This is a genomic window from Methylosinus sp. LW4 (assembly GCF_000379125.1).
GTDB lineage: Bacteria > Pseudomonadota > Alphaproteobacteria > Rhizobiales > Beijerinckiaceae > Methylosinus.
In genome coordinates this window covers 3,344,250-3,370,489 of record NZ_KB900626.1, presented here as the reverse complement: position 1 = coordinate 3,370,489, position 26,240 = coordinate 3,344,250, and the positions used below count along the sequence as shown (strand labels likewise).

Genomic DNA, 26,240 nt, shown 5'->3' with positions numbered 1-26,240 from the left:
AAACGCCGAAAGGGCGGGAGTCGGCGAGATGGCGAAAAGCGGAACGACGACAGACGAAGGCGGCGGAGATGCGCTGCCGGTGGAATTGCGCACGGCGCTCGAGGAGCGATACCTCACCTATGCGCTCTCGACGATCACCGGACGCGCGCTGCCGGATGCGCGCGACGGATTGAAGCCCGTGCATCGGCGCATTCTGTACGGAATGCAGATGCTGCGGCTGGACCCGAACACGCCGTTCAAGAAATGCGCGAAGATCGTCGGCGATGTGATGGGCTCCTTCCATCCGCATGGCGATCAGGCGATCTACGATGCGCTGGTGCGGCTCGCACAGGATTTCTCCTCGCGCTATCCGCTCGTCGACGGGCAAGGCAATTTCGGCAATGTCGATGGCGACGCCGCCGCCGCCTATCGCTACACGGAAGCGCGCATGACCGCGGTCGCGCGTCTGCTGCTCGAGGGCATCAACGAGGACGCGATCGACTTTCGCCCCAATTATTCGGGCGAGGAGCAGGAGCCGGTGGTGCTGCCGGCGGCCTTTCCCAATCTTCTCGCCAATGGCGCGCAAGGGATCGCCGTCGGCATGGCGACCTCCATTCCGCCGCATAATCTCAATGAGCTGTGCGACGCCGCGCTCTATCTGATCTCGCATCGCAGCGCCAACGCCGAGCAATTGCTCACCTTCGTGCAAGGGCCGGATTTTCCGACCGGCGGCATCGTCGTCGATCCGCGTCCGCAGATCATCGAGACCTATCGCACGGGGCGCGGCTCCTTCCGCCTGCGCGCGCGCTGGCACAAGGAGGAGACCGCGCGCGGGCAATGGGTCGCGGTCGTCACCGAGATTCCCTATGGCGTGCAGAAGTCGCGCCTCATCGAGAAGCTCGCCGAGCTGGTCGTCGAGAAAAAGGCGCCGCTCGCCGGCGATGTGCGCGACGAATCGGCGGAGGATGTGCGCGTCGTCATCGAGCCGCGCACGCGCACGGTCGATCCGGCGCTGATGATGGAGACATTGTTCAAGCTCTCCGAGCTGGAGGTGCGTTTCCCCGTCAATATGAATGTGCTCGTCGATGGCGCCGTGCCGCGCGTCGTCTCGCTGGACGAGGCTCTGCGCCAATGGCTCGACCATCGCCGCGAGGTGCTGGAGCGCCGCTCGCGTCATCGTTTGGCGGAGATCGTGCGCCGGCTCGAGGTGCTCGAGGGCATGATCATCGTCTTCCTCAATCTCGACGAGGTGATTCGCATCATCCGCGAGGAGGACGAGCCCAAGCAGGCGCTGAAGGCGGCTTTCGAGCTCACCGACGTGCAGGTCGATTATATTCTCGACACGCGCCTGCGCGCCTTGCGCAAGCTGGAAGAGATGGAGCTGCGCAAGGAGCATGCGAAGCTGCTCGAGGAGAAGACGGAGGTCGAATCGCTGCTCGCCGACGAGGCCAAGCAGTGGAAGACGATCACCACGCAGATTCGCGAGCTGAAGAAGACGATTCTCGCCGACGCCAAGCTGGCCAAGCGGCGCACCACTTTCGAGGATGCGCCGGAGGCGACCGACATCGATCTCGCCGAGGCGCTGATCGAGCGCGAGCCGATCACCATCGTCGTGACGCAGAAGGGCTGGATACGCGCGCTGAAGGGCCATGTGGCCGATCTGACGCAGCTGCAGTTCAAGGGCGACGATGCGCTGGAGACCTCCTTCTTCGCGCAGACGACGTCCAAGGTTCTGGCGCTCGCCTCGAATGGCAAGGCCTATACACTGGACGCCGCCAAGCTGCCCGGCGGGCGCGGCTATGGCGAGCCGATAAGGCTGATGGCGGATATCGACGAAGATGCGGCGATCGTGAAGGTGCTGCCGCAGACGCAGGACGCGCTGCTGCTGCTGATTGCCGACGACGGGCGCGGCTTTGTCGTCTCGCAGAACGACCTCGTCGCGACGACGCGCAAGGGCCGCGCCGTCTTCAATGTCGAGGAGACGACGAAGCTGAAGATCGTGACGCCGGCGGAGGGCGACCATGTCGCCATCATCGGCGAGAATCGCAAGCTGCTGGTGTTCCCGCTCGCCGAGGCGCCGCAAATGGCGCGTGGCAAGGGCGTGCGTCTGCAGCGCTACAAGGATGGCGGGGTCGCCGACGCCAAGGTCTTCGCGCTCGCCGACGGGCTGACCTGGGTCGATTCGTCCGGCCGCACCTTCACCGTGGAGAAGCGCGAGCTGAGCGAATGGATCGCCCATAGGGCGGAGGCGGGGCGCCTGCCGCCGCGGGGGTTCCCGAAGAGCAATCGATTCGGGGGGTGAAATGGAGAGGCGTTTCCGCAGCGAAGCGCTCCGCGCGCTTCATGAGATAGCAGAGGACCTCGCGGCGGTCGGCGCGATCGACGAAGCGACGATGAGCCGCCTCACTCTCGCATATCTCGTCTCTACGCCACTTTCAGTGATCGAAACTGTCGCTGAGAAGCCGAAGTCGGCTTCCGAGGGTTGATTGTATAGACAATAAGTATAGATTGCTATGCTCGAGTGGGACGAGAACAAGCGCATCGCCAATGTCGCCAAGCATGGGCTCGACTTTGCCGTGGCTGGGCTGCTTTTCGATGGCAGACCGACGATCACCGCGCGATCAGCGAATGCTGCAGAGGCGAGATTCGTGACAGTGGGCCGTATCGATGAAAAATTCTACACGATCATCTGGACTTGGCGCGGCGAGACGCGCCGAATCATCTCGTTCAGGCGCGCGCGCCGCGCCGAAGAAGGAGCGTATCGTCAGGTACACGGATGAAGAATTGCGATCATTGCGCGATGAGAGCGATTGGAAGCGCGCAGAGGCCCTGACCCAAGAGCAGATCGAAGCCGCTATCGCTTCGGATCCTGACGAAGCCGACATGATCGTCGATTGGTCGACCGCTTCGGTGGAGCTGCCGCAGCCGAAGGCCGTGCTCAACATGCGCGTCGACCAGGATGTGCTCGAATTCTTTCGTCGGCAGGGCAAAGGATATCAGACCAAGATCAACGCCGTCCTACGCTCCTATGTGGAGCAGGCAAATCGCAAATCGCAGCCCCCCGCGCGGAAGCCTACAACCCCGGATCGTGCGACTCGTCGATGATCTGATCCATCGTCAGCGCCGGCTCGGCCGCGCCGACATCGCCGATGACGCGGGCCGGCACGCCGGCGACCGTCTTATGCGCCGGCACTGATTCCAGCACCACGGAGCCCGCCGCTATGCGCGCGCGCTCGCCGATCTCTATATCGCCGAGCAGCTTGGCCCCCGCGCCGATCAGCACGCCATGACGCACCTTGGGATGGCGCGCACCGCCCGCCGTGCCGGAGCCGCCGAGCGTCACCCCATGCAGCATGGAGACGTCATGCTCTATGACGCTGGTGGCGCCGATCACGACGCCCGTGGCGTGATCGAGAAAGAAGCCGGCGCCGATTCGCGCCTGCGGGTGGATGTCGGTCTGGAAACGCGCCGAGGCGAGGCTCTGGAGCCAGAGCGCGAGATCGCTGCGGCCGGAGCGCCACAGCCCATGCGCCAGCCGATAGCTCTGAATAGCGTGGAAGCCCTTGAAATAGAGCGCCGCCTCGAGCAGCCGCGTGCAGGCGGGATCGCGGTCGAAAACGGCCATGAGATCGGCCCGCAACGCCGCGCCCAGGGCCGAATCGCGCGCCATCTGATCGTGGCAGAGCCGCTCTATGACGGTCGCCGGCAGTTCCGGCGCAGCGAGGCGCTGCGCGATTCGATGCGCGATCACCGCCTCGAGGCTGTCCTGCGCCAGGACGGCCGCATAGAGAAAGGCCGCCATATTGGGCTCGCGGCCCGCAGCGGCCTCGGCCTCCGCCGAGAGGCGGGCGAAAAGCGGATCGACGCCAGAGAGGGCGACGAGCCGGGCGGGGACGCTGTCGGTCATGGCGTCGCTCCGCGGCCTATTCCCGCTGCGCGAGGAAATCGAGCACCGCCTGCTTGAAGACGCGGTCGCCGACGGCGCGATTATGGTCGCGGCCGGGAATATCGACGATATGGGCGTCCGGGAAAAAGGGCTCGAGCGGATGCGGATCGCCGGCCACCTCGTCGCGCGTGCCGACGCAGATCAGCACGGGGACCTTTATCGCGGCGAGCCGGGCGCGGTCGACGATCTGATTCGGTCCGCGCGCACAGGCGGCGAGCGACAGCAGATCGGCGCGCGTGGCCTCGGCGAAGCCGCGGAACATCTTTAGCAGCGGGTCGTCGATATCCTCTATGCGCTCGGCCTCCATGGCCTCGGCTAGGCCGCGCGGCAGGCCCGTGGTCACGAGATTGGCGCCGATGCCGCCGAGCACGAGCGAACGCACGACCTCGGGATGATTCAGCGCCAGCGTGACGGCGATTCGCGCGCCCATGGAATAGCCCATCACATCGGCGCGGGCGACGCCGAGGCTCGCGAGCAGATTGGCGACGTCCCCGGCCATCAGCGCGAGATCATAGGCGGCGGGATCATAAATCTTCTCCGAGCGGCCGTGGCCGCGATTGTCCAGCACGATGACGCGCCGACCATCCTCGGTCAAAGTCTTGACCCATTGGGGAAAGAGCCAGTTCACGGCATGCGTCGAGGCAAAGCCGTGAATGAGAACGATCGGCTCCCCACGATCCTCCGTCAGCGGCGGAAAATCGATATAGGCGATCTGCGCGCCATTCGACCCGAACTCGTCCATCATCAATCCTATTTTATTACATTCAAGGAGCGTCGGCATCAGGATCGTCGGTAATTATCGCAGCCGTAGGGCAGCGCAAGCGTCTTGGCGGGGGAAATATCTTCCTATTGCCAAGCGGCCTCGTAGCCGCTAAACGACCTCTCCACCGGTTCGACGCATCTTCGTGACGCGGAACGGACCGTAAGGCGCCCGTAGCTCAGCTGGATAGAGCACCAGACTACGAATCTGGGGGTCAGGAGTTCGAATCTCTTCGGGCGCGCCATTTTTCCTTAAAAATCTGGACGGCGTCCGCCTGCGCTCGGCGCGGGCTCGGATCGCGCCGAGCGCAAATCTGCGCGGCGCCGAATCGGCATAGGCTTCGGCGGGAGCGGTCGACCGTCGAAGGCGCCCGTCACGGATAGGAGAATTCGAAGCTCTGCGTGAAGCCGTTCGGCAGGCTGAAGAATGCATTGGTCGATGTCGGCGGCGGCTCGAGAATTATGCCGGCCGCATTGACGAAATTCAGCGTGTCGCTGCCGCTGACGGTGAATGACGTCGGCGCGCCATTCGCCGAGACCGCGCCGGACCAGCTCAAAAGCTCATTGATGACGAAATTATAGGTGTTCGTCTGCGCCGCGGCGCCGCTCTGGGGATAATAGACGATGGTGGCGCCGAAGGCGCCGTTGAAGGACGCCGAGGTCTGGCCCGCGGTGTAATTTATGCTCGCCGCATCGACCGACAGAGCGATCAGAAAATAGCCATAGCCGGGGAAGCTCGCCCGCAGCGTTATGGTGGTGGTCGTTCCCGAGACGCTCTGCGAGACGAAAGTCGGCGTCACGCAGCCCCATACGCAAAATCCATTCGCGAAGAGCGCGCCCACCGCGCCGCTGGCGGGATTGCCGGGATCGATCGTCAGGGCGGAGGAGCCCGTCCCGCCCCCTGCGACGGCGCGCGCGGCGTTTTGGGCCGCGACGATGGCGGCGAGAGTCTGGCGCGTCTGCGTCGCGACCGTCTGATTATTCGTCTGCGCGCGGCTCTGCGCTATGCCGGCGGCGCCCCAATGCGCGCCGATGGCCCCGAGCCCGGCCCAAGGCGTGCGATCGGGCTCCCGAAGAGAACCGAGATGCGCGAGCGCCTGCGCGCCCGTCGGCAGCGCGCCGAGGCCGGCGCCGCCGGTCTGGCCCGGCAGGCTGGCGAATTGCCCGTCGAAACCTTCGATCGACGCCTCGCCGGCGGGCGCGGGATCGGACAACTCCTCGCCGCCCGAGCCGATGACGACGCCATAGCCCGGACGCGTCAGCCGGATGCGCCGGCCTTTCGCGGTGACGATGGTGGCGACGCCATTCAGCAGCACGATCTCGTCGCAGCCGCCCGCTCGCGCGATCTCGCGGCAATCGGCGCCGCCGACGCGCACCAGCACCATGCCGCCGCGCACGGCGATTGTCGCCGAGGGCGTCTTGATCTCCATGCCGGCGCCATGGCTCACCTCGCCGCCGATGAAGCGCAGCGCGCCTTTGGTGATGGAGAGGCTCTGCTTGCCGGCGCCGGCGGCGGCGTCATAGACGAAACGATCGATCGTCACCGAGCTGTTCGCGCCGACGCCGAGCGTCGATTTGTCGAGAAAGACAATCTGCGCGCGGCCGTCGGTCTTGGTGTCGATGCGCTCGCGATCGACGACGCCATAGCCGAGCGTCAATCCTTTGGCGGAACCGCCGGGCGGCGTTCCTTGCGCCGCCTGATTGACCGCGCCGACATTGCCGACGACATCGGCGCGGACATTCGTCGCGCAAAGGCCAAAGAGCGCGAGGAGCGCCACGCCGTGCAGATTTCGCATCGCCTCCCCCTCGTCAGAATCTCGCGGTGGGCCCGAATGTCAGCGAGACATTCTGCATCTTGAAGCTCGATATGTTCGAATCATTGCGCAGAAACTCGAGATGGCCGGAGACGCCCAGCTCCGCCGTGATCGGCGCGTCCAGCGCGAGCCCATAGGTCCAGGCGTCGTCGCGTCGCACGCGGAACGGATCGAGCGCGGGATTGGCGATATCGAAAGCGATCTGCGTGAAGCGCGCGTAGGGCGCGATGGTCCATCGCCGCGGCATTTCCGCGAACGGCGGATCGACCTCCACGCGCAACATCGCCTGCAGATCGAACTGATCCGAAGCCTGAGTCGCGACATAGGCCGCCGCGCGCGAGAAGGCGCCGCGTCCCTCGAGACGCACATTGTCGAAAATGCGCAGGCTGACGCCGAGCGAGCCGGTGAACACATCGCCGCTCGCGATCGTCGCCACCGTCTGCGCGCCGCTTCCCGATGCGGAGCCGGAATTGACCCAGAGCCGCGACCATTCGAAGCCCGGCTCCAGCGACAGCCGATCGCCGAAGGCCTGACGCAGGCTGAAGCCGGCGCCGCCCGTGTTGAGATAGTTGAGATTGCCGACGAGCGCGGCCGAGCCGGAGACATAGGGCTTCACTGACAAGCCCGGCGCGATGTCCGACAGGCCGAAGCGCGGCCCCGTGGAGAGCGAGAACAGTGCGACATTATATTGCGACAATGCGAATTGCTGCGTCGCATAGGCCAGCCCGCGCGTCTCCAGCGTGTCGCCGCGCTGATTTTGGAAATCATAGTCGTGCGTCAGCTGCGCCTGCTCGAATGTGTTGGCGTCGGACTGCCGTCCGGTGACGCCGCCCGGCGTCTGCACGCCGCCGACGTCGAAGAGCCCGCTCGACGGCAGATAGGCGGCGTTGGATTGCGTGCGCACGCCGATCTGCAAATTTCCCGAGAGACGGCTCGCCTGCGTATGTCTTTCGATGTCGGGAAGCTGTGCCTCGATCTGCGCTCTCTGCGCGGCGTCGAGATCGGCCGATTTCAACGCCGCGCGCAGATTGTAGAGCGCGCTCTGATAGGCGCCGATGCGCGCATAGAGAAAGCCGAGCTCCTTGCGCGCGCGGCCGAGAGCCGGATTATACATCAGCAAGCGCTCGAGCGCGCCGATCGCGGCCTCGTCATGCAGCTCCGTCGCGAGCCGAATATAGGCGTAGGTCTGCTCGTAATCGGTCGGATGCATGCGGACGTGAGCCGCCAGCCGATCCAGCTCCGATTGCTCGGGCGCCTGCTCCGAATGCGCGGAAGCGTCGCAGCGCGCAACGCAAGCGATCAGCAGGAGAGCGCTGATTTTAGTCCTTGTCGCCAATTCTCGCCCCGACGCGCACGCCGCACTGATCGCAATTTATTGCTAAACCTTTGCTGAATTGCGACATTTTTTGGGCTACGTCAAGAGCCGCGGCCTTGGCCGCAGGACTCCGGCCGGGCCGCGGCGATGTTCCAGCGTCATGACCGCGGTCGGCATCCGCGCCACGACGACGGAACGCCGCGGGCATGAGCAGAACGCCGCCGCTTCATCTCCATTCGAAGCCGAAGGCGCCCTCGCTCACCGTCACCCGCGCCTCGCGCAGCTCCTCCTTCGCGAGCGAGCGCTTCAGGAACTCGCGCGAGAGCGAGGGGAGCAGCGTGTTGGTGATGATGTTGTCGATGATGCGTCCGCCGGAATCGGGATCGTTGCATTGCGCGACAATGTGATCGACCACCGCGTCGTCATAGACGAAGGCCGCCTTGTGGTTCTCCTCGATGCGCTTGCCGATGCGATTCAATTGCAGCCGCACAATGCCGGACAGCATCTCCGGCGACAGCGGGAAATAGGGAATGGTGACGATGCGCCCGAGCAGCGCCGGCGGGAAGACGCGTTGCAGCTCCGGCCGCAGCGCGGCGGCGAGCGCTTCCGTGTCGTCGTGATAGGCGGGATCGGCGCCGAGCTCCATGATGAGATCGGTGCCGACATTGGAGGTGAGGATGATGAGCGTGTTCTTGAAATCGATGCGCCGGCCCGAGCCATCCTCCATCTGTCCCTTGTCGAAGACCTGGAAGAAAATCTCATGCACGTCGGGATGCGCCTTCTCGATCTCGTCGAGCAGCACGACGCTATAGGGCTTGCGCCGCACGGCTTCGGTGAGGCGGCCGCCTTCGCCATAGCCGACATAGCCGGGAGGCGCGCCCTTCAGCGTGGAGACCGTATGCGCTTCCTGAAACTCCGACATGTTGATGGTGATGATGTTCTGCTCGCCGCCATAGATCGCCTCCGCGAGCGCCAGCGCCGTCTCCGTCTTGCCGACGCCAGAGGGGCCGCAGAGCATGAACACGCCGATCGGCTTGTTGGGATTGTCGAGCCGCGCGCGATTGGTCTCGATGCGCTTTGAAATCATCGCGAGGCCATGACTCTGCCCAACGACGCGCTTGTTCAAAATCTCCGGCAGGCGGAGAATATTCTCGATCTCGTCCTTCACCATGCGGCCGACCGGAATGCCCGTCCAATCCGACACGACGGCGGCCACCGCCTGCTCGTCGACATGCGGATAAATGGCGCGCATCTCGGGATCGAGCGCGGCCAATGCGCCGAGCTTTTCCGTCAGCTTCGCGCGCTCGCTCTCCTGCGCGCTCTCCTCTTGCGTCTGCGCGAGAATCTCGCGCAGCGAGCGCACCTCGTCGACGATGGATTTCTCTTGGCTCCAAGCGCTCTCCAGCAGGCCGAGCCTGTCCTTGGCCGCGACGATCGCATCGTCGATCTCATTCACCCGCGCGCGCGTGTCGGCGCCGAGATCGCGATCGGCGAGCAGCGCCGCTTTCTCCTGCGCAAGATGGTCGATCTCGACGCGCTTGTCGGCGATGGCGGCGGGCGTCGTCGACTGGCTGATGGCGACGCGCGCGCTCGCTGTGTCGAGCAGGCTCACCGCCTTGTCCGGCAATTGCCGCGCGGGAATATAGCGTTGCGACAGAGCGACGGCGGCGGTGATGGCGGCGTCCGAAATGCGCACGCCATGATGCTTTTCCATCGGCGCGAGAATGCCGCGCAACATCGCCGCCGCGCGCGCGGCGTCCGGCTCGTCGATCTGGATCGGCTGGAAGCGCCGCGTCAGCGCCGGGTCCTTCTCGAAATATTGGCGATATTCGCTCCATGTCGTCGCGGCGATGGTGCGCAGTGTTCCACGCGCCAGCGCCGGCTTCAGCAGATTGGCGGCGTCGCCGGTGCCGGCCGCGCCGCCGGCGCCGATCAGCGTATGCGCCTCATCGATGAAGAGAATGATCGGCTTCGGCGATTTCTGCACCTCGTCGATGACGGAGCGCAGCCGCTGCTCGAACTCGCCCTTCATCGAGGCGCCGGCCTGCAGCAGGCCGACATCGAGCGCGCGCAGAGTGACGTCGCGCAGCGGCGGCGGCACGTCGCCGGAGACGATCGCCTGCGCGAAGCCTTCGACGACCGCCGTCTTGCCGACGCCAGCCTCGCCGGTGAGGATCGGATTATTCTGCCGCCGACGCATCAGCACATCGACGATTTTTCTGATCTCCTCGTCGCGGCCCAATATGCGGTCCATCTCGCCGGAGCGCGCGCGCGCGGTCAAATCCTGCGAGAAACGATCGAGCGCCGTCTGGCCGCGCGTCTCACCCGCCGCAGCGCCGCCGCTCGCCGGCGCGAGGCCGCTGCCGTCTATGGGGCGCAGATTCTCTTCGTCGGAACGCGCGAGAATCTTCTTATGCTCGTCGAGCAGCGCATCGACGGCGATCTTGGCGAATTCGCGCGAGACGGCGAGCAGAGCGGCGCGCAGCCGATCCGTCTTGAGCAGGCCGACCAGCACATGGCCGGTGCGAATCTGCGCCTCGGCGAAGAAGAGCGTGGAGTAATGCCAGCCGCGATCGAGCGCCTCGATCACCGCGCCGGAATAATAGGGCGTCTCCGTCTGGCTCGGCGTCAGCGCGCCGATCGCGCGCTCCACATCGAGAAGCAGCTTGGCGCGATCGAGATTGAAATGATCGGCGATCACATCGACGTCGGAGCCGGTCTTCTCCAGCATGTGCAGCAGCCAATGGGCGAGCTCGACATAGCGATTGCCGAGGCCTTTCGCTTGGCGATGCGCTTTGGCGATCGTCTCGAAGCCGACGAGATTGAGCTTGCCAGTGACTGTCTCGAGTCCAATGTCGGTCATGGTTTCATCGCCTCCGCTTCGCGTCTGGCTTTTTCGCGCTCATGCCTCTTGCGCTCCGCAGGCTGGAAGCGCGCATCGGCCCGATAGCCGTCTTTCCTCGATGCATTTTCGTCGACGAGCCAGCTCGTCCAGCCGAGCCGCGCGCCGCCCGCCGGCCCCGCGGCGGAATCGGATGTGAGCCGGATGGGCTCGACGCAGCGCGCCGGCACGGCGAGCTCGACATCCCAATCGATCTCGTCGCCGACATAAAAAAACAAAATATCGACGAGCCGATCGCAATCGTCGCCGACCGGCAGGAATTTGCGATATTGCGCCATATCGGCGACGTAGAGCCGCACGCGAATCTTGTCCTGCACGCTGAAGGACGCGGCGCCGACGAGGAAATCGACGCCGAGCGTGCTGTTGCGTCCGCCCAGATGCGAGCGCTCGCGCGCGTCGAACTCGAGCCAGGAGCCGATGAATTCGTCGATCTCCGTCTCGACGCGCAACATGCCGCGAATGGCTTGGCGCAGCCGCGAGGCGGATTTCACCTGTGGGCCGAGCAAGCCCGCATAGAGCCCGACGCCCTCCGGTATGAAGCTCTCGCGACGCGCGCCGTCATGCTTCGCCGCCGTCGTGTCGAAGGCCTGGGAGCCGACTCCGACCATGGAGGTCACATAGGCGCCGAAGCGGTCATAGTCCGGCCGGTCCGCCTGCACGATGGGACGCGCATCGGCCCAGGCGCGGAAGAACAATTGGATGAAGCGATTGTTGAAGAGATCGAGGAAATGGATGAAGGACAAATCCTCCACCTGCGCATAGGCGAAGGCTTCCTCGGTCAAATGATAAGGCAGCGGCCCCTGCGGGCCGAGCAGGCCGAGAAAGGCCGAGACGATATGCACGCGATCGGCCGGCGTCTGCGCCCGCGCAATGACGTCGGTGGGCGGGAGCGGCTTGTTCCAGCGCGGCGCGATCTCACGCAGCGTCGCGCCTGGAAACGCCATCCACGGCTCCTGCCCGAAGGAGACCGCGGCCTCGCGCGCGAATTGCTCCGAGCCGAGCCGCACCACCTCGTCGCGGCGCGTGGCGCTGTCGCCGATGCGCGGGCGCGGCTGCGCGAACACGCTGTCGCCCTCGAGCCGCTGGCCGAGACTGCGCTCGACGCGGCGCATCATGTCGAGAAAATCATGGCGCCAGGGCTCGCGCCGCATTTTTTCGAAATAGCTCAAAGCGCCCTCCGCGCGCCGAGCCTCGCAGGCCAGCGCATAATCTCGCCGCGCTCGGTCGTTCGCAGAACGAGCTGGGTGAAATGATTGAAGGCGGCATATTCGCAATAGAAGCGATCGAGAATCGCGCCGAGCAGAAAGGCGCCGGTTCCTTCGAAGGCTTTCTCGTCCAGTGTCACGGTCACTTCCGTGCCACGCGCCGGACCGACGCCGCCGCCGCAACGAATGCGTCGCACGACCGGCCGGCTGTCCACCGACAGCACGCCGCGCACGCGCCTTTCGCCGGCGGCGTCATTGGGCTCGGTGAATGTCGTCAATATCTCGCGCAGCGCGCGGGCGTTGTCGCCCGCCTCGCGCTCCGTGAGGCCGAGATGATTGAGGCTCAGCATATTGATGAGCCGCCAGGAGACCGTCCCCATATGCGCGGTCTCGGCGCGGCGGCGCTGATAGGAGACGAGCGACTCGCCCGGCCGCGTCGGGCCGGCGAGGCAAACGAGATCGAGCTCGACATCGTCGGCGAGGCGAAAATCGACGCGGTTCTGGCCGATCGGCAAATGCTCGGGCAAATGGCGATTGGAGCAGAGCGCGCGAATGCTCAGCTCGGCGACGCCGATGTTCTCGTCCAGCGCGCCCGTGTCGCTCAGCGAGATGAAGAGATCCGTGCCGAAATAATCGCCCGCCGGCCCGTAGCGCTTCTCCTCGATCGTGCGCCGGCGCGGCGCGCGGCGGATGGTGTATTGCAGCGCATTCTTCTCGCGCAGATCGGTGGAGGAGGCGTAGAGCGGCCGCACCGGGCGCTTTTCGACGCTGCCGGGAAAATGCGCGAAGACGTCGATGAGCCGATGCGGCTCATAATCGAGATAGCGGCTCTTGTCGGGCACGACATGATATTCGTGCCGATTGGCTTTGATGGAGACGCGATCGGTCGCCATCTCGAAGAGATTGACCGCCGGCGCCGCATAGAGCGCGAACATGTCCTTCTGCACGCTGGCGGCCAGCGCGCTATTGACCTCGTCGAAGCCGAAGACGATGTCGATGACGCGCGAAGGCAGGCGGCTCGTCACCTTCTCGCGATCGAGCGCGAGCTCGAAGCCGAGAAACTTGCGCGAGAACATGAAATATTCATGCAGCAGATCGAAGCCGCGGAAGATGCGATCGTCGCGCGGCAGCAGCGATTCCTGCTCATCCATGCCGAGCTGGCGGAGGCAATCCTTCGGCGCCTCTATGACGGTGGCGTCATTATTGGCGTCGACGTAGCGGAACCACACGCCCGTGCAATGGCCGAAGATCTGCTCATAGATCGCATTGGCGTGCGCCTCGGCGCCGGCGAGATGGAAGGGCAGCTCCGTCGCCTTATTGTCGCTGAACAGCGACCAGGGCTGCGGCGGCGCGGCCTTCTCGCGCGCGTCATCGGCGGGGTCCGACGTCGCGGCGACAACGAGCGTGATGCGCATGCCCGCGACCGTCTCGCGGCGCGCATTGATCTTGAGCGGCTGCAACGCGGCGGCGCTGGTGAAATATTCCGCGGATTTTATGTAGAAGGGCCATAGTCGGATCGGCGCCGTCAGCGTGTAGCGGCAGGCGATCTCCTTATCGGCCTCGAGATAGGTCGCGTCGATCTGCGCGCCGCGCGGAAACAGGCGGCCGTCGGCGAGCGCTGAATCGCCATATTTCGGCAGCGCCTTCACCAGCATGGCGGAGGGCGTCGGCGCGAGATAATGCGGAACGAGCTGCTCGAGGAGATTATTGGCGAATTCGGGAAACTCGTGCTTGATCTTCAATTGCACGCGCGCGGCGAGAAAGGCGGCGCCTTCCAATAGGCCCGCGGCCATGGGATCGGCGCGGTCGCGGAGCAGGCCGCCGAGGCGCTTGGCGATCTCTGGATATTCTTCCGCGAATTCGGCGGCGTGCTCGTAGAAGAGATCGAGCTCGCGATTATAGAGATCGAGGAATTCGCGATTCATCGCTCAGCGCCGCGCAAGATGCAGCTTGCCCGTCGTTTCCTCGAATTTTGCGACGAACTCGATGGGAACGTTGAGCGGCTGGCAGAGGAGATGGCCGTCGACGATATAGCGAATCTCCTGCAACGCCTCCGGCGAGCGGTCGCGCGTGACGCGCACCGTGCCGGGAATGAGGCGCGGCTCATATTGCTTCAGCACGGCGATGATCTCGCCATGAAGATCGCGCGCCTCCAGCTCGTCCATGGTGCGATTGGCGAGATCGGGGAAGCCGTAATTGAGGATGGAGCCGCGCACGCGCGCGAAGGGCGAAAGATCGATCGTCGAATCCATCGAGACATGATTCATCAGCGCGGCGACATCATGCTCGACCTCCGCCTTCAGCTCCTGCTCATTGATGGGCGCGCGCTGCGGCCGCGTCTTGCGCTCCGCCTCTGGCGTTCCGCCCTCGCGGAGCAGCGCCTGGCGCTTCGCCGACTCGCGCGCCTGCTCGCGGCGGTCGCGATGCGCGGCGCGAAACACATGCATGAGAGGGGGGCTGAGCCGGTCCGCCGGGCGAACGCTCGTCGTCGTCGAGGAGGTCATTGAGCTTTTCCCGCGCGGCGTCGCATAGCGGCGAGCGATGCGACCGACGGTCGGCGGCCTCGTCGCGCGAGCGCCGCCGACACGTCATTCATCGTCAGAACGACTTGTTCTCTTTCACATTGTAGCCGCCGCTGATGCTGGGCTCCAGCGAGCCGTCGGCCTTTTGCGGGCTGTATTCCAGCTTCACCTTGGTGAAGTTGAGCGTGAAGCTCTCCGACGGCACTGCGCCGCTGTGTCCGTCGCTGTGATAGGAGGTGATGAACACATCGTTGAGCGTGATCTTGAGATATTCCTGCTGGCCGCCGCCGGCCTTGCGGACGGTGATCAGCGCCTCCTCGAAATGCTTGCCCTCGGCGGTGAATTTGAGAAGGTTCGGCGTGGATTTGTCGACGGATTTGGTGAAATGCAGATCCTGGAAATCCGCCTTGCCGGCGCCGGCGCCGCCGCCATGGCCGGAGGTGCCCTGGTTGGTCACGCCGAATCCATAGCTCGAGATTTCGATCTCGCCCTTGTGCTTGCTGTCGGACGATTCGCCTTCGACCTTGGAAGTGAACTTGAGAAAAATATCGGTCGCCATTGTCTATATCCTTTGATCGGGTTCGAAAGATCGATGCATGAAATCGCTTTTTCGCGATCCTCGCCGTCTTCCCTATTTGATCGGGAGACGGGACACGAGGCGCATTCCGATATTCATGCCTTCCAGCTGATAATGGGGCCGCAACTCGAATGTCGCGGAATAATATCCTGGATTTTCCTCATTCGGGACGATGGTGATCTTCGCGCCGGCGAGAGGCTTCTTGCGCTTCACCTCATCGGACGAATTGGTCGGGTCGCCGTCGACATATTGGACGATCCAGTTCTGCAACCATCTCTGCAGCTCCTCCTTCTCCTTGGTGGAGCCAATCTTATCGCGCACCATGACCTTCAGATAATGTGCGAAGCGGCACACTGCGAACATGTAAGGAAGGCGCGCCGCGAGATTGCTGGAGGCGGTGGCGTCCGGGTCGTTGTTGTATTCCTTCGGACGCGCCAGCGATTGCGCGCCGATGAACACCGCGCGATCGGTGTTCTTGCGATGGATGAGCGGCATCAGCCCGGCCTTGGCTAGCTCCGCCTCGCGGCGGTCGCTGATGGCGATCTCCGTCGGGCATTTGAGATCGACGCCGCCATCGTCCGTCGGGAAAGTATGCGTCGGCAAATCCTCGACCTCGCCGCCCGATTCGACGCCGCGAATGCGCGAGCACCAGCCGTGGTCCTTGAAGGCGCGGGTGATGTTCGCCGCCATCGCATAAGCGGAGTTCATCCAGGCGTATTTCTCGCCCTTGTGGCCGTCGGTGTCTTCCTCGAAGCCGAATTCCTCGACCGGCTCGGACGCGGCGCCGTAAGGCAGGCGCGCCAGCACGCGCGGCAGAGTGAGGCCGAGATATTTGGCGTCCTCCGAATCGCGCAGGCTCTTCCAGGCGGCGTATTCCGGCGTGTCGAACACCTTGCCGATGTCGCGCGGATTGGACAGCTCGTTCCAGCTGTCCATGCGCATCAGGCTCGGATCGGCGGCGGTGATGAAGGGCGCATGGGCGGCCGCGGCGATCTTGCTGAGATCGCGCAGCAGCTGCACATCGGTCGGATGATGGCTGAAATAATAGTCGCCGACGAGCGCGCCATAGGGCTGGCCGCCGAGCTGGCCATATTCCTCCTCATAGACCCGCTTGAACAGCTCGCTCTGGTCCCATTTCGCTTTGGGATAGTCCTTCAGATGCTGATAGAGTTCCGTCTTGGAGATGTTCAGCACGCGAATCTTCAGCGTGGCGTCCGTCTCCGAGCTGTAGACGAGATGATGCAGCCCGCGCCAGGCGCTCTCGATCTTCTGGAACTCCTCGGCGTGGATGATCTCGTTGAGCTGGGCCGTCAGCTTCTCGTCGATGGAGGCGATCAGCCGCTCGATCGTGTCGAGCACATCGTCCTTGATGACGGCGTCCGTATTGGACAACGCCTGATTGACGAAGATGGAGATCGCGTCCTGGACGCGCGCATTCTGCTCCTTGGCCGCGGATTCGTCCTTCGGCGGCTTGAAGCTCTGCTTCAGCGATTGCAGAAATTCGTCGAGTTCGCCGCCGGTCGTGGCGACAGCGGCTTCGGTCTGTGTGAGCTCTGTGGTCACTTGCGCCTCGCTCATTTGTCGCCCGATCGGGTCGCGGAGAGGAATTCCTTGAGCGCTTCCATCTTTTGCGGGTCCTTCAGCAAAGCCCGCAATTGCTGGTTGGCGGCGTCCTTGCCGTCCATATAGACGCGCAGATTGGCGAGCTTTTGCCGCGCCTCGAGCAGCTCGGCGAGCACCGGCACCTGCTTGGCGACGGCGGCGGGGCTGAAATCGGCCATGCTCTTGAAATCGAGCTTCACGCTCAGCTTCTCGCCCGGCTGATCGGAGAGCTTGTTGTCGACATGGAAGCTGACGCCCGGACGAACGCCATGCTCGGAGCTCATGCGCTCGTCGAAATTATCCATGTCGAACTCGACGAACTTGCGGGTCGCCGCAGTTCCCTTGTCGAAGTCTTCCTTGCCGTGGCCGGGCGAATTGCCGGAGAGATCGGCCAGCACGCCCATCACGAAGGGAAGCTCGACCTTCTCGTCGGCGGTCGGATCGACATATTCGATTTGAACTCGCGGAGGGCGATTGCGCGCGATGAATTTCTGCCCACTCATCTTCGCCATATACAATAATCCTTTATGAATTCGCGATAGAGAAGCCGAGCATCGCGAAACTGTCAAGCCGTGGACGCGCCGAGTCGGCTCGTGTTCGCGCTGCCCTCCGTATACTCGTCGAACCGCTTAAAATCGCTGTGTGATGGCGCACACTCGTGTCAATCTTACGACGGCCGTCAGCTCTCCTCGCGTTCGAGCACGGCGCCGAGCACGGCGATGAAGTCCTTGTCGGCGAGCGCGCGGGCGCGATCGATGAGGCAAGGAATTGGGCTCGACGGCTCGGCGATGCGGAAATAGCGCGCGATATCGTCCAGCAACAGCAAGGCCTGCACGCGCGTCGTCGCCGAGAAGCTCGGAGCGTCGATCTCATAATCCTCGACGTATTCGATCGCCTCCGGCTCCGGCTCGACCTGCTCCGGCTCGACGACGATCGGAGCCGGCGCCTCGATCTCGCTCGTCTCCGCGAGATCGTCCTGCGCGGCGGCGCTCACCGCCGCGTCCGGCTCCTCGGCGCTCGCTTGCGCCTCTTGCTCTATGCTCTCCGGCTCTGCTCTCTCTTCCTCGAAAGGCGCAGGCTCCTCGGGAGCCGGCGCCTCGATCAGCAACGGCGCCGGCCGCGCCGCGCGGCGCGTCTTGCGCGGCGTCTGGCGCTCGTCGAAATATTCGGCGCGCGACGGCGTCATGTCGCCGAGCGGCGCGACGGCCAGCTTGAAGGCGTTCTCGCCGCCGATCGAAAATTGCGCATAGGCGTGACGGTCCGGCAGCAGAGCGGCCAGCACCTCTATGAAGGTCTTGCCCTGCAGGACGATCGCCTGCGCGACCAGCGGCAGCGCGGGATTGGACGGCTCGAAGAGGCAGAAATAATCCTTCGCCGCATCGAGCGCGCGGCGCGCGTCGGCGGCGCAGGCGATGGCGCCGCGCGCCGCGCTCCCGCCCGCTTCGTCTCCTTCACCCTCTTCCGGCTCCGGCGCCGTCGGATCGGGAAACGCCAAGGAAAAGAAGGTCAGCACGCCGCCGACGACCTTCAGCAGCGCGCCGAATTCCGGCGTCTCCGCGCCGCTCGTATGCTCGGCGAAACGGGCGCGAATAGTCTTCAGCGCCGCCTCGAGCCGCCGGAAGCTGGCGCGCGTCGCCGCGACGGCCTCCTCGCCCGCGTCGGCGAGGACGCGCACGATCTGCTCCTGCGTCATCGCCGCTATGCGGCCGCCCGCGGGCTTCTCGCCGCCCTCTGCGCCTTCGGCCGCCTTCTCCTGCTCGGCGAGCACAATGGAGCGAAAGGCGATATTGCCCTTGCGCCGATCCGCATGGAGCGTGACGAATTGCAGCGAGATCGTCACGACAGAGCTGTCCAGCTCGTCGAGAATATCGGCGCGCGCCTTCACCGATCCGTCGCGGGGGCGCGGATGCACGCCGTCCCAATAGCGTTCCAGCAAGGTCGCCATGGCTGCGACCGTGTCGACGAACTCGTCGAGGTTGCGCTTGAGAATGGCGAGACGCGCCAGAAAAACCATGAGGCGCAGATCGCGTGTGCGCTTCATCACATCGGCGAGCATGGCCGGTATGTATTCTATGGCTTCTCGGAATTCATTGTCGGTCGGGTCGAAAGGCCGGCCGTCGGTAAAGAAGGTCTCGGGAAGTTGAAACGGCGCGAAGGCGAAGAAATTCATGAAGGCGGCGTCGCCGTTCTCGTCGAGATCGGGGCCGCAAGGATCCGCCTCGGAGACGGGCGACGAGAGAAAGGCCGGATCGACGATCGCCATGGCCGCTCAATCCTCCGCGCGGGTTTCGACGCGGCGATTGGCCGGGTCGAGCGGATCGCGCGCTTTCGGCCGCGCGCGGCCATAGCCTTGCGCATCCAGCCGCGCAGCGTCGATCCCCGCCGAAACCAGATAGTTGCGCACCGCTTCGGCGCGACGTTGCGACAGCCGCAGATTGGTCTCGTCGCGGCCGCGCGCATCGGTATGGCCGTCGACATGAAAACGTCGCGCGGCGAGCGCCGGATCGCGCAGCGCCTCGGCGAATTGGTCGAGATTTTTGCGCGCGCGCGCCGTCAGCCGATCGGAGCCGAGCTCGAATGTCACCTCGAGGTCGAAGGCCTCGTTCCGCGTGGCTTTCTCCGCCGCGTCGCCGGGGCAATCCGCCGCTGCGCCGATGCACAGCGAGCGCGCCGCGCCGAAGGACGGCTCGGCGGCGAAATGTCGAACGATATCCGTTGCGGAATAGGCCGGCGCGTCATCGGCGCGGCTGAGAGTCGACGGCGCACAGGCCGCAACCGTCGACAATGCGAGAGCGAGAAGAAGCTTGCGTCCCAATATGTCGTCCCCGGCGCAAAAATACTTCTCGACACTATTTTTGCCGTTACGTATCGTCAAGGGCTTACCCGTTTCGCTTTCCAGGATCGTTTCGAGCTTCGGATGCACCATGTCTGACATATTGATTCAGGACGGCCGCATCGCAATCCTGTCCACGCCATTGGGAAAGGACAAGCTCGCGATCACGGCGCTCGACGCGACGGAAGGATTGAGCGAGCTGTTCGAGGTTCGCATCGAGACGGTCAGTCCCGACGCCAATGTCGATTTCGACCAGCTGCTCGGCCGCGACTGCACAGTGGCTCTGTCGCTGCTCGATCGGCCGCAACGTCATTTCAACGGAATCGTCGCGGAGGCGCAGGCGATCGGCGCCTTCGAGGATCTCTATGTCTATCGCTTCGTGCTGCGGCCGGCCCTATGGCTGCTGACGCGCACGACCAATTGCCGCATCTTCCATCACAAGTCGGCGCTCGCCATCGTCGCCGACATTCTCGGCGAGCGCAACATAACGATCGAGAAAGCGACCAAGCGCAGCTATCCCGAGCTCGACTATTGCGTGCAATATCGCGAGACCGATTTCGATTTCGTCTCGCGGCTCATGGAGCAGCACGGAATCTATTACTACTTCAAGCACGCGGACGGCGCGCACACGATGGTTCTGTCCGACTCGCGCTCCTCGCATCAGGCGATAGAGGGCGGCGCCTCCATCGTCTTCGCCAATGCGCTGGCCGGCCTGACGCAGCAGGAGCAGGCGCTGCTCTCCTGGTCGTCGGAGCGACGCTTCCGCACCGGCAAGATCGAGCTGCGCGACTACGCCTTTCGCGAGCCGGGCTCCAATCTCAAGGCCAGGACGCAGGGCTCCGAGAGCTACGCGCGCGCGACGACCTACGAATATTACGACTATCCCGGCAAATACCAGAATGCGAGCGACGGGCGCCTCTATGCCGACGCGCGGCTCGAGGCCGAGCAGGCGATCGACTATCGCCGCTACGCATCGGGCCAGGCGCCCAGCCTCTTTCCGGGCGGGCTCGCCACGCTCGACCGCCATCCGACCACGGCGGAGAACAAGCAATATCTCATCGTCCGCTGCTCGCATCATTTCGCCGACGAGGCGTTTCGCTCCACTGGCGGGCTCGACGGGCGCCAGCCCTATCACGGCAATTACGAGCTGCAGCCGGCCGATCGCGTCTTTCGCGCGCCCCTGGTGACGCCGCGGCCGCTCGTGCATGGGCCGCAGACCGCGAAGGTGGTCGCGCGCGACAAGGACGCCGACAGCGAGGAGATCGACACCGATCCCGACGGCCATGGAATGATCAAGGTGCGCTTCCATTGGGACCGCGAGGACAAGCGTTCCTGCTGGATGCGCGTCGCGCAGCTATGGTCCGGCCCCGGCTGGGGCGCGCAATTCATTCCGCGCATCGGCATGGAGGTGGTCGTCGAATTTCTGGAGGGCGATCCCGACAAGCCGATCGTCGTCGGCGCCGTGTATAATGGCGGCAATAAATTTCCCTATAAGCTGCCGGACAACAACACGCAGTCGGGGATCAAATCCGACTCCTCCAAGGGCCATGGCGGCTACAATGAATTCATGTTCGAGGACAGCAAGGGCCACGAGAAAATCCGCATGCATGCGGAGAAGGATCACGATGTCGTAATCCGCAATTCGGAGACGACCGAGATCGGCGAAGCCTTCTCCGGCGGCGGCGCCTCGCGCAAGACGACGCTGAAGAGCGGCGGCGACGAGCTGACATTGCAGAGCGGCTCGCGCAAGACGACGATTCATGGCGGCAAGGATGCGACGACTGTCGATCAGAGCATAACGATCGAATCGCTCGGCGACACGATCACGCTGACAACGGGCGCGAGCTCGATAAAGCTGACGCCGAGCAAGATAGAGATCAGCTCGACGATGATCGCCCTGTCCGCCGCCAAGATCGACCTGAACTGAAGGGGGAGAGGGTGAGCGCGCCGAGCAAGATACGCTTCGCCACCGTGCGCGACCTCTACGCCGCTTTTCCCACGGCGGAGATCGACGTCGGAATCGAGTGCTGCGAGGAGCCTTCCGCGGGCTTCGTCTCCCGTCTCGCGAAGGAGGGCGACCATCGCGCGGCCTTGTCCTATTGCGCCTATCTTCTGGCGCGGCGCGAGGCCGTGTGGTGGGCGGCGCGCTGCGTGCGGCAGACGGCGCCGGCGGACGCCGTGTCGCTGCGCTGCCTGCAGGCGGCGGAGGAATGGGTGAGCGAGCCGAGCGAGGCGCGGCGTCGGCGCGCGCTGGAGGAGGCCGCGCAAGCGAGAAAATCGCTCGCCGCGGCCTGGGTCGCGCAAGCGGCGGGATGGTCGGGCGGCAATGTCTCGCCCGATCCCGCCTTTTATCTGGAGCCGCCGCCGCAGGCCACGGCGCAGGCGGCGCGCGGCGCCGTGCTGATTGCGCTCGGCGCCGTGGCGGGGGATCGCCGTGAGGCTGTCGAGAGCGGCTGGATAGAGGCGGCGCTGCGTTGCGCGCTCGGCGAGCTTCAACGGTCATGAGGCGAGAAGGCGCGGGCTCGCGGCCCGCTGAGGGAGCCATCGGGGAATGCGCCTGACATTGACGATCGAGAATTTCAGCCGAAGGCCGGACGGCGGCCCGCTGACCTATGTCGCGGAAGGCCGCCGCAGCATCGACATCGGCCGCAATCAGCATCTCGACTGGTGCCTGCCGGACGAGAATCATTTCATCTCCGGCCGCCATTGCGAGATCGCGCCGCGCGACGGCGCCTATTATCTCACCGATGTCTCGATGAACGGGACTTTCGTCAATCACCCCGACAATCGCGTGCAATCGCCCTATCGGCTGCGCGACGGCGATCGTCTCTATATCGGCGATTATGTCGTGGCGGCGCGCGTGGAGGGCGACGCGCCCGCGCTCGACGCAGCCGCCGTCTCATCGACGCAGCCGGCGCCGGCCTATGACGATTTCTGGAGCTCCTCCGAGCCGGCGCCGCCGCCCATCGATCCGCGCTCGCTCGATCCGCGCCGGCTCGACCCGTCGCCGCAGACCGATTGGATCGACCATGTCGCCGATGTGGCGACGCCGATAGCGCCGACCCCGCGCCGACCTTCCGCCGAGCCTGCGCCCGCCGCCTTTTGGGGCGAGCCGCCACAGCCCGCTCCGGCCGCCGCGCCGAACGACATTTGGGGCGCGCCGGCGCCGCCCGCCTCGACTCCCGCGCCCATTATCGACTGGGGCTCGCCGCCGCCCGCCGCCGCGCCTTCCATCCCCGCCGCTCCGCCTCTCGCAGTTCCTGCGCCGATCGCCACTGCGCCCGTTCCGCCGCCGCCCGCGCCCGCCGCTGCGGCGGGGATGGATGGCGCCTATGCGGAATTTCTGACGAGCTTCGCGCAGGCGCTGAACCTGCCGGAACAGACATTCGCCGGCGCGACGCCGGCGCAGCTCGGCGAGCAGCTCGGAACGTTGACGCGCCTCATCGCCGAGGAGACGCGGCAATTGCTGCGCGCCCGCGCCGAGGCCAAGCGGCTGACGCGCAGCGCCAGCCATACGATCATAGAGGCGCAGGGCAACAACCCGCTGAAATTCGCGCCGACGACGGAAGAGGCGCTGCGCATCGTGCTCGGTCCGCCGCGTCCGGGCTATCTCTCCGCCGGCCCCGCCTTCGCCCAGGCCTTCGTCGATGTGAAGGCGCATGAGCTACGCACCTACGCCGCCATGCAGGAAGCGGTGCGCATGCTGAGCGACAGCCTCGATCCCGCGAGCCTCGAGAGAGCGCAGGGCAAGGACAGCGGCATCGCCTCGCTGGTCGGCTCGCGCAAGGCGCGGCTGTGGGACCGCTATGTCGAGCGCTGGACGGCGATGAGCCCGCGCTCGGGCGACAAGCTCGCCGACGCCTTCATGCGCAATTTCGCCGACTGCTACGACCGGGCCGACGCCCAAAAATAAATGACAGGGGAAGCAAATGTCTTGGCGCAGCAAGGTCGTGTGGAGCGAAGGTTTGTTCCTGCGCCCGCACCACTTCCAGCAGGGCGACCGCTATCTGGAATGGGCGACCACCGCCCGCACGCGCAATCTCGCGCCCTTCTCCTGGGGCTTCTCCCGCCTCGACATCGACCACGGCCTCGCGCAGCGCGGCAAATTCGGGCTCGAGGCCGCATGGGGCGTGATGCAGGACGGCACGCCTTTTCAGCTCGAGGGCAAGGAGGAGCTGCCGGAGCCTCTGCCGATCGACGACAAGATCGCCAATCGCATCGTCTGGCTCGCCTTCCCGGAAGCGTCGCCCAACACGCGCGAGGTGGCGCGGCGCGACAGCGTCTCCGCGAGCCGCTATTTTCACGCCTCCGAGACCTTCATCGACTCCACATCCGAGCTGCGCGTGGAGGAGGAGATAGAGGTCGCGCATCCGCGCATGGAGCTGCATCTCGAGAGCGAGCGCAAGCGCGGCTACAATAATCTTCCCGTCGCGCGCATCGTGAAGCTCGAGAATGGCGCCGTGCTGCTCGATCCCGAATTCGCGCCGACCGTGCTGATCTGCCGCGCGCATGACGTCGTCGTCGGCTGGCTCAATCGCGTCATCGGCTGGATCGAGAACAAGCTCGAATCCATCGCGCGCTACGCGGCCGATCCCACCGCCGGCGGCGGCCTGCAAAATCGCGATTACCTGCTGCTGCAGACGCTCAATCGCGCGATACCGGCGCTCCAGCATTTCGAGCATACGGCCAATCATCTGCATCCAGAGCGGCTCTATGTGTTTCTCGTGTCGCTCGCCGGCGAGCTCGCCACATTCTGCGCCGCCGATCGCCGCGCGCCGAGCTATCGGCCTTACGATCACGACAATCTGAAGAATACATTCGAGCCGGTGCTGCGCGATCTTCAGGACTTCCTCAGCAAGGACGCCGATCATCGCGCCATTCGTCTCGAGCTGCAGCAGCTCGCGCCCAACGCGTTCAAATCGCCGATCAAGGACCGCTCGCTGTTTCAGAACGCGTCCTTCTATCTCGAAGTGTCGTCGCGGCGTCCGCTCAGCGAGATACAGATGCAATTCCCCAATCTGCTGAAGCTCGGTCCCGACACGCGCATGAACGAGATCGTGCATTACAATCTGCCCGGCGTGCCGATCGTGCATCGGCCCTCGCCGCCGCCGCAGATTCGGCTGCTCGGCGACCATGTGTATTTCTACATCGACAAGAAGAGTCCGCTGTGGCCCGATTTCAGCGTCGCCGCCGCGATTGGCCTGCATTTCTCGGGCGATTGGCCGGATCTCGAGCTCGAGCTCTGGGCCATTCGGGAGGATAAGAGATGAGCGACAAGGACAATCCTTTCGGCTCCTCCGGCGGCGACCGCACGGTCTTTCAGCCCAATCCCGGCGGGCGCCGTCCGCCGCCGCGCCCTGCTGCGCCGCCGCCTCCGGCGCCCACGCCCGGCTACACGCCGCAGACGGCGCCCGCCTATGCGCCGCAACAAGATTTCGGCGCGCCGCGCCCGGCCGAGCATCCTTACGGCCAATTCGCGCCCTCGCCTTTCGAGACCGCGAGCCCGCCGCGCGCGCCGGCGCCCGACGCCTGGGTGACGGGCCGCGGGCAGCAGCAGCAGGCGGCCGCGCCTCTGCAGCGCGCCGAGGATTTGGATTTCGACGCGCTCGTCGCGCAGCATCCCAATCCCATATTGCGCGCCGCCGGCCCGCTGCTGCATCTGCTGGGACGTCTGCGCGTCGCCGCGCTCAGCGCCGATCTCGAGAGCCTGCTCGAGCAGGTCGCCGCCGCCGTCGCCTTTTTCGACAAGGATATTCGCAGCGCCGGCGTCACGCCGGAACAGGCGAACGTCGCCAAATATCTCATTTGCGCGACGGCCGACGACATTGTGCAAAACATACCGACCGACGACCGCCATTTGTGGACGCGCTACAGCATGACCTCGCGCTTCTTCGGCGAGCGTCTCGGCGGCGTGAATTTCTTCAAGCAGCTCGAATGGCTGCAGCGCGATCCGGGCGCCAATTTCGACGTGCTGGAATTGCAGCATGTCTGTCTCGCGCTCGGCTTTCAGGGCCAATATCGCGCCGCCGAGGGCGGCCCCAATCAGCTGCAATACATACAGCGCAATCTCTATGAGCTGCTGCGCCGCGTGCGGCCGAAGCAGGCGCTCGATCTCTCGCCGCGCTGGAAGGGCCAGGCGCTGCCGCTCGGCCGCAAAGGCTTCGTTTTGCCCCTATGGGCGAGCGCGGCTGTCGCGGCGCTCCTGCTCTTCGGCGTCTTCATTGGCCTGCGCGCAAAGCTCGGAGGCGTCGGCGAATCCGTCGCAGCGGAGATCGGGACGCTGCATCCTTCCACCAAGATCGCCTTGCAGGAGCGGCTCAATCTCCCGCGCGTGGAGCCGCCGCCGAAACCTTCCGTGCAATGCAAGCGCATCGGCGAGCAAGTCGGCGACGGCGTGAGCGTCACCTGCAACGGCAAATGGGTGCAGATCAAGGTCGGCGACGCCGTGCTGTTCCAATCCGGCAAGGCGGCGGTGCTGCCGCAATTCTCGCCCATCGCCGAGCGCATCGCGCGCGCGATCGACGGCGAGACGGGGCCGGTCAAAGTGATCGGCCACTCCGACAATCAGCCCTTGAGCCCGCTCAATCCCTTCCGCGACAATCAGCGTCTCTCGGAGGAGCGCGCGCGCGCCGTCGCGGCGCTGCTGAAGCCGCTGCTCAAAGATCCTTCGCGCGTCTCGGAGGCCGGCCGCGGCCCGTCCGAGCCGATCGCCGACAACGCCAATGAAGCCGGACGGCGCCTCAATCGGCGCGTCGAAGTGCTCATCAGCCGCATAGACTGAGGAAT

General features: G+C 65.0%; 21 protein-coding genes and 1 tRNA gene. 9 read left to right on the top strand and 13 right to left on the bottom strand.

Annotated elements, in window-relative coordinates; all coding sequences use genetic code 11:
* The first annotated feature begins 28 nt into the window (after positions 1–28).
* From parC to METLW4_RS0116750, 3 genes are all read left to right on the top strand, one after another.
* Entirely contained in the window at positions 29–2,281 is a 2,253-nt protein-coding gene (gene parC, locus METLW4_RS0116765) for a DNA topoisomerase IV subunit A (protein ID WP_018267390.1), read from the top strand.
* Positions 2,282–2,492: 211 nt separating this feature from the next.
* Entirely contained in the window at positions 2,493–2,759 is a 267-nt protein-coding gene (locus METLW4_RS0116755) for a BrnT family toxin (RefSeq protein ID WP_018267388.1), read from the top strand.
* Positions 2,760–2,763: 4 nt separating this feature from the next.
* On the top strand, positions 2,764–3,084 hold the full coding sequence (locus METLW4_RS0116750) for a BrnA antitoxin family protein (RefSeq protein WP_245258465.1): 321 nt from the start codon (positions 2,764–2,766) through the stop codon (positions 3,082–3,084).
* Here METLW4_RS0116750 and cysE read toward each other — a convergent pair.
* A complete protein-coding gene (cysE, locus tag METLW4_RS0116745; protein ID WP_018267386.1) occupies positions 3,053–3,886 on the bottom strand; it encodes a serine O-acetyltransferase in 834 nt (277 codons plus the stop codon). The two genes, METLW4_RS0116750 and cysE, sit on opposite strands and share 32 nt — an antisense overlap.
* 16 nt (positions 3,887–3,902) lie before the next feature.
* The gene (locus tag METLW4_RS0116740) at positions 3,903–4,667 is read right to left on the bottom strand and encodes an alpha/beta fold hydrolase (protein WP_020493748.1); all 765 of its coding nucleotides are present in this window, start codon (positions 4,665–4,667) and stop codon (positions 3,903–3,905) included.
* A gap of 185 nt (positions 4,668–4,852) precedes the next feature.
* Between METLW4_RS0116740 and METLW4_RS0116735 the strand changes: the two genes are divergently transcribed.
* Positions 4,853–4,929, top strand: a tRNA-Arg gene (locus tag METLW4_RS0116735).
* Positions 4,930–5,058: 129 nt separating this feature from the next.
* On the opposite strand, the gene METLW4_RS26605 is transcribed toward METLW4_RS0116735, so the two are convergent.
* The 11 genes from METLW4_RS26605 to METLW4_RS0116675 form a co-directional block, all read right to left on the bottom strand.
* On the bottom strand, positions 5,059–6,480 hold the full coding sequence (locus tag METLW4_RS26605) for a FecR family protein (RefSeq protein WP_018267384.1): 1,422 nt from the start codon (positions 6,478–6,480) through the stop codon (positions 5,059–5,061).
* Between the two features lie 13 nt (positions 6,481–6,493).
* Positions 6,494–7,834: a tetratricopeptide repeat protein gene (locus METLW4_RS0116725; RefSeq protein ID WP_018267383.1), complete on the bottom strand. Its 1,341-nt coding sequence runs from the start codon at positions 7,832–7,834 to the stop codon at positions 6,494–6,496.
* Between the two features lie 205 nt (positions 7,835–8,039).
* Complete coding sequence (gene tssH, locus METLW4_RS0116720; RefSeq protein WP_018267382.1) at positions 8,040–10,676, bottom strand: type VI secretion system ATPase TssH; 2,637 nt, start codon at positions 10,674–10,676, stop codon at positions 8,040–8,042.
* Positions 10,673–11,884, bottom strand: coding sequence for a type VI secretion system baseplate subunit TssG (gene tssG, locus METLW4_RS25140; RefSeq protein WP_018267381.1), 1,212 nt, complete (start codon positions 11,882–11,884; stop codon positions 10,673–10,675). The genes tssH and tssG overlap by 4 nt, the downstream gene beginning before the upstream one ends.
* Positions 11,881–13,845, bottom strand: a complete 1,965-nt coding sequence (gene tssF, locus METLW4_RS0116710) for a type VI secretion system baseplate subunit TssF (RefSeq protein WP_018267380.1) — start codon at positions 13,843–13,845, stop codon at positions 11,881–11,883. The genes tssG and tssF overlap by 4 nt, the downstream gene beginning before the upstream one ends.
* Before the next feature lie 3 nt (positions 13,846–13,848).
* On the bottom strand, positions 13,849–14,424 hold the full coding sequence (locus METLW4_RS0116705) for a type VI secretion system baseplate subunit TssE (protein ID WP_083919280.1): 576 nt from the start codon (positions 14,422–14,424) through the stop codon (positions 13,849–13,851).
* 94 nt (positions 14,425–14,518) lie between these two features.
* Positions 14,519–15,001 (bottom strand): Hcp family type VI secretion system effector, encoded by a 483-nt coding sequence (locus tag METLW4_RS0116695; protein ID WP_018267378.1) that lies wholly within the window; start codon positions 14,999–15,001, stop codon positions 14,519–14,521.
* Positions 15,002–15,073: 72 nt separating this feature from the next.
* Positions 15,074–16,597: a type VI secretion system contractile sheath large subunit gene (gene tssC / locus METLW4_RS0116690; RefSeq protein ID WP_018267377.1), complete on the bottom strand. Its 1,524-nt coding sequence runs from the start codon at positions 16,595–16,597 to the stop codon at positions 15,074–15,076.
* Positions 16,594–17,133: a type VI secretion system contractile sheath small subunit gene (gene tssB / locus METLW4_RS0116685; RefSeq protein ID WP_018267376.1), complete on the bottom strand. Its 540-nt coding sequence runs from the start codon at positions 17,131–17,133 to the stop codon at positions 16,594–16,596. The genes tssC and tssB overlap by 4 nt, the downstream gene beginning before the upstream one ends.
* A 167-nt stretch (positions 17,134–17,300) precedes the next feature.
* Positions 17,301–18,884, bottom strand: a complete 1,584-nt coding sequence (locus tag METLW4_RS0116680) for a type VI secretion system protein TssA (RefSeq protein WP_018267375.1) — start codon at positions 18,882–18,884, stop codon at positions 17,301–17,303.
* Between the two features lie 6 nt (positions 18,885–18,890).
* Complete coding sequence (locus tag METLW4_RS0116675; protein ID WP_043332916.1) at positions 18,891–19,436, bottom strand: OmpA family protein; 546 nt, start codon at positions 19,434–19,436, stop codon at positions 18,891–18,893.
* 109 nt (positions 19,437–19,545) lie between these two features.
* Between METLW4_RS0116675 and METLW4_RS0116670 the strand changes: the two genes are divergently transcribed.
* Genes METLW4_RS0116670 through icmH form a run of 5 tightly spaced genes read left to right on the top strand, consistent with a single transcriptional unit; the run spans position 19,546 to position 26,235 of the window.
* Positions 19,546–21,381 carry a type VI secretion system Vgr family protein gene (locus METLW4_RS0116670; RefSeq protein WP_018267373.1) on the top strand — a complete coding sequence of 612 codons (1,836 nt, stop codon included), beginning with the start codon at positions 19,546–19,548 and terminating at the stop codon, positions 21,379–21,381.
* 11 nt (positions 21,382–21,392) lie between these two features.
* Complete coding sequence (locus METLW4_RS25135; RefSeq protein WP_018267372.1) at positions 21,393–21,959, top strand: DUF6931 family protein; 567 nt, start codon at positions 21,393–21,395, stop codon at positions 21,957–21,959.
* A 46-nt stretch (positions 21,960–22,005) separates the two neighbouring features.
* Positions 22,006–23,367 carry a type VI secretion system-associated FHA domain protein TagH gene (gene tagH, locus METLW4_RS27100; RefSeq protein ID WP_018267371.1) on the top strand — a complete coding sequence of 454 codons (1,362 nt, stop codon included), beginning with the start codon at positions 22,006–22,008 and terminating at the stop codon, positions 23,365–23,367.
* Between the two features lie 16 nt (positions 23,368–23,383).
* Entirely contained in the window at positions 23,384–24,724 is a 1,341-nt protein-coding gene (tssK, locus tag METLW4_RS0116655) for a type VI secretion system baseplate subunit TssK (protein WP_018267370.1), read from the top strand.
* A complete protein-coding gene (gene icmH, locus METLW4_RS0116650; protein WP_018267369.1) occupies positions 24,721–26,235 on the top strand; it encodes a type IVB secretion system protein IcmH/DotU in 1,515 nt (504 codons plus the stop codon). The genes tssK and icmH overlap by 4 nt, the downstream gene beginning before the upstream one ends.
* Positions 26,236–26,240 lie beyond the last annotated feature (5 nt).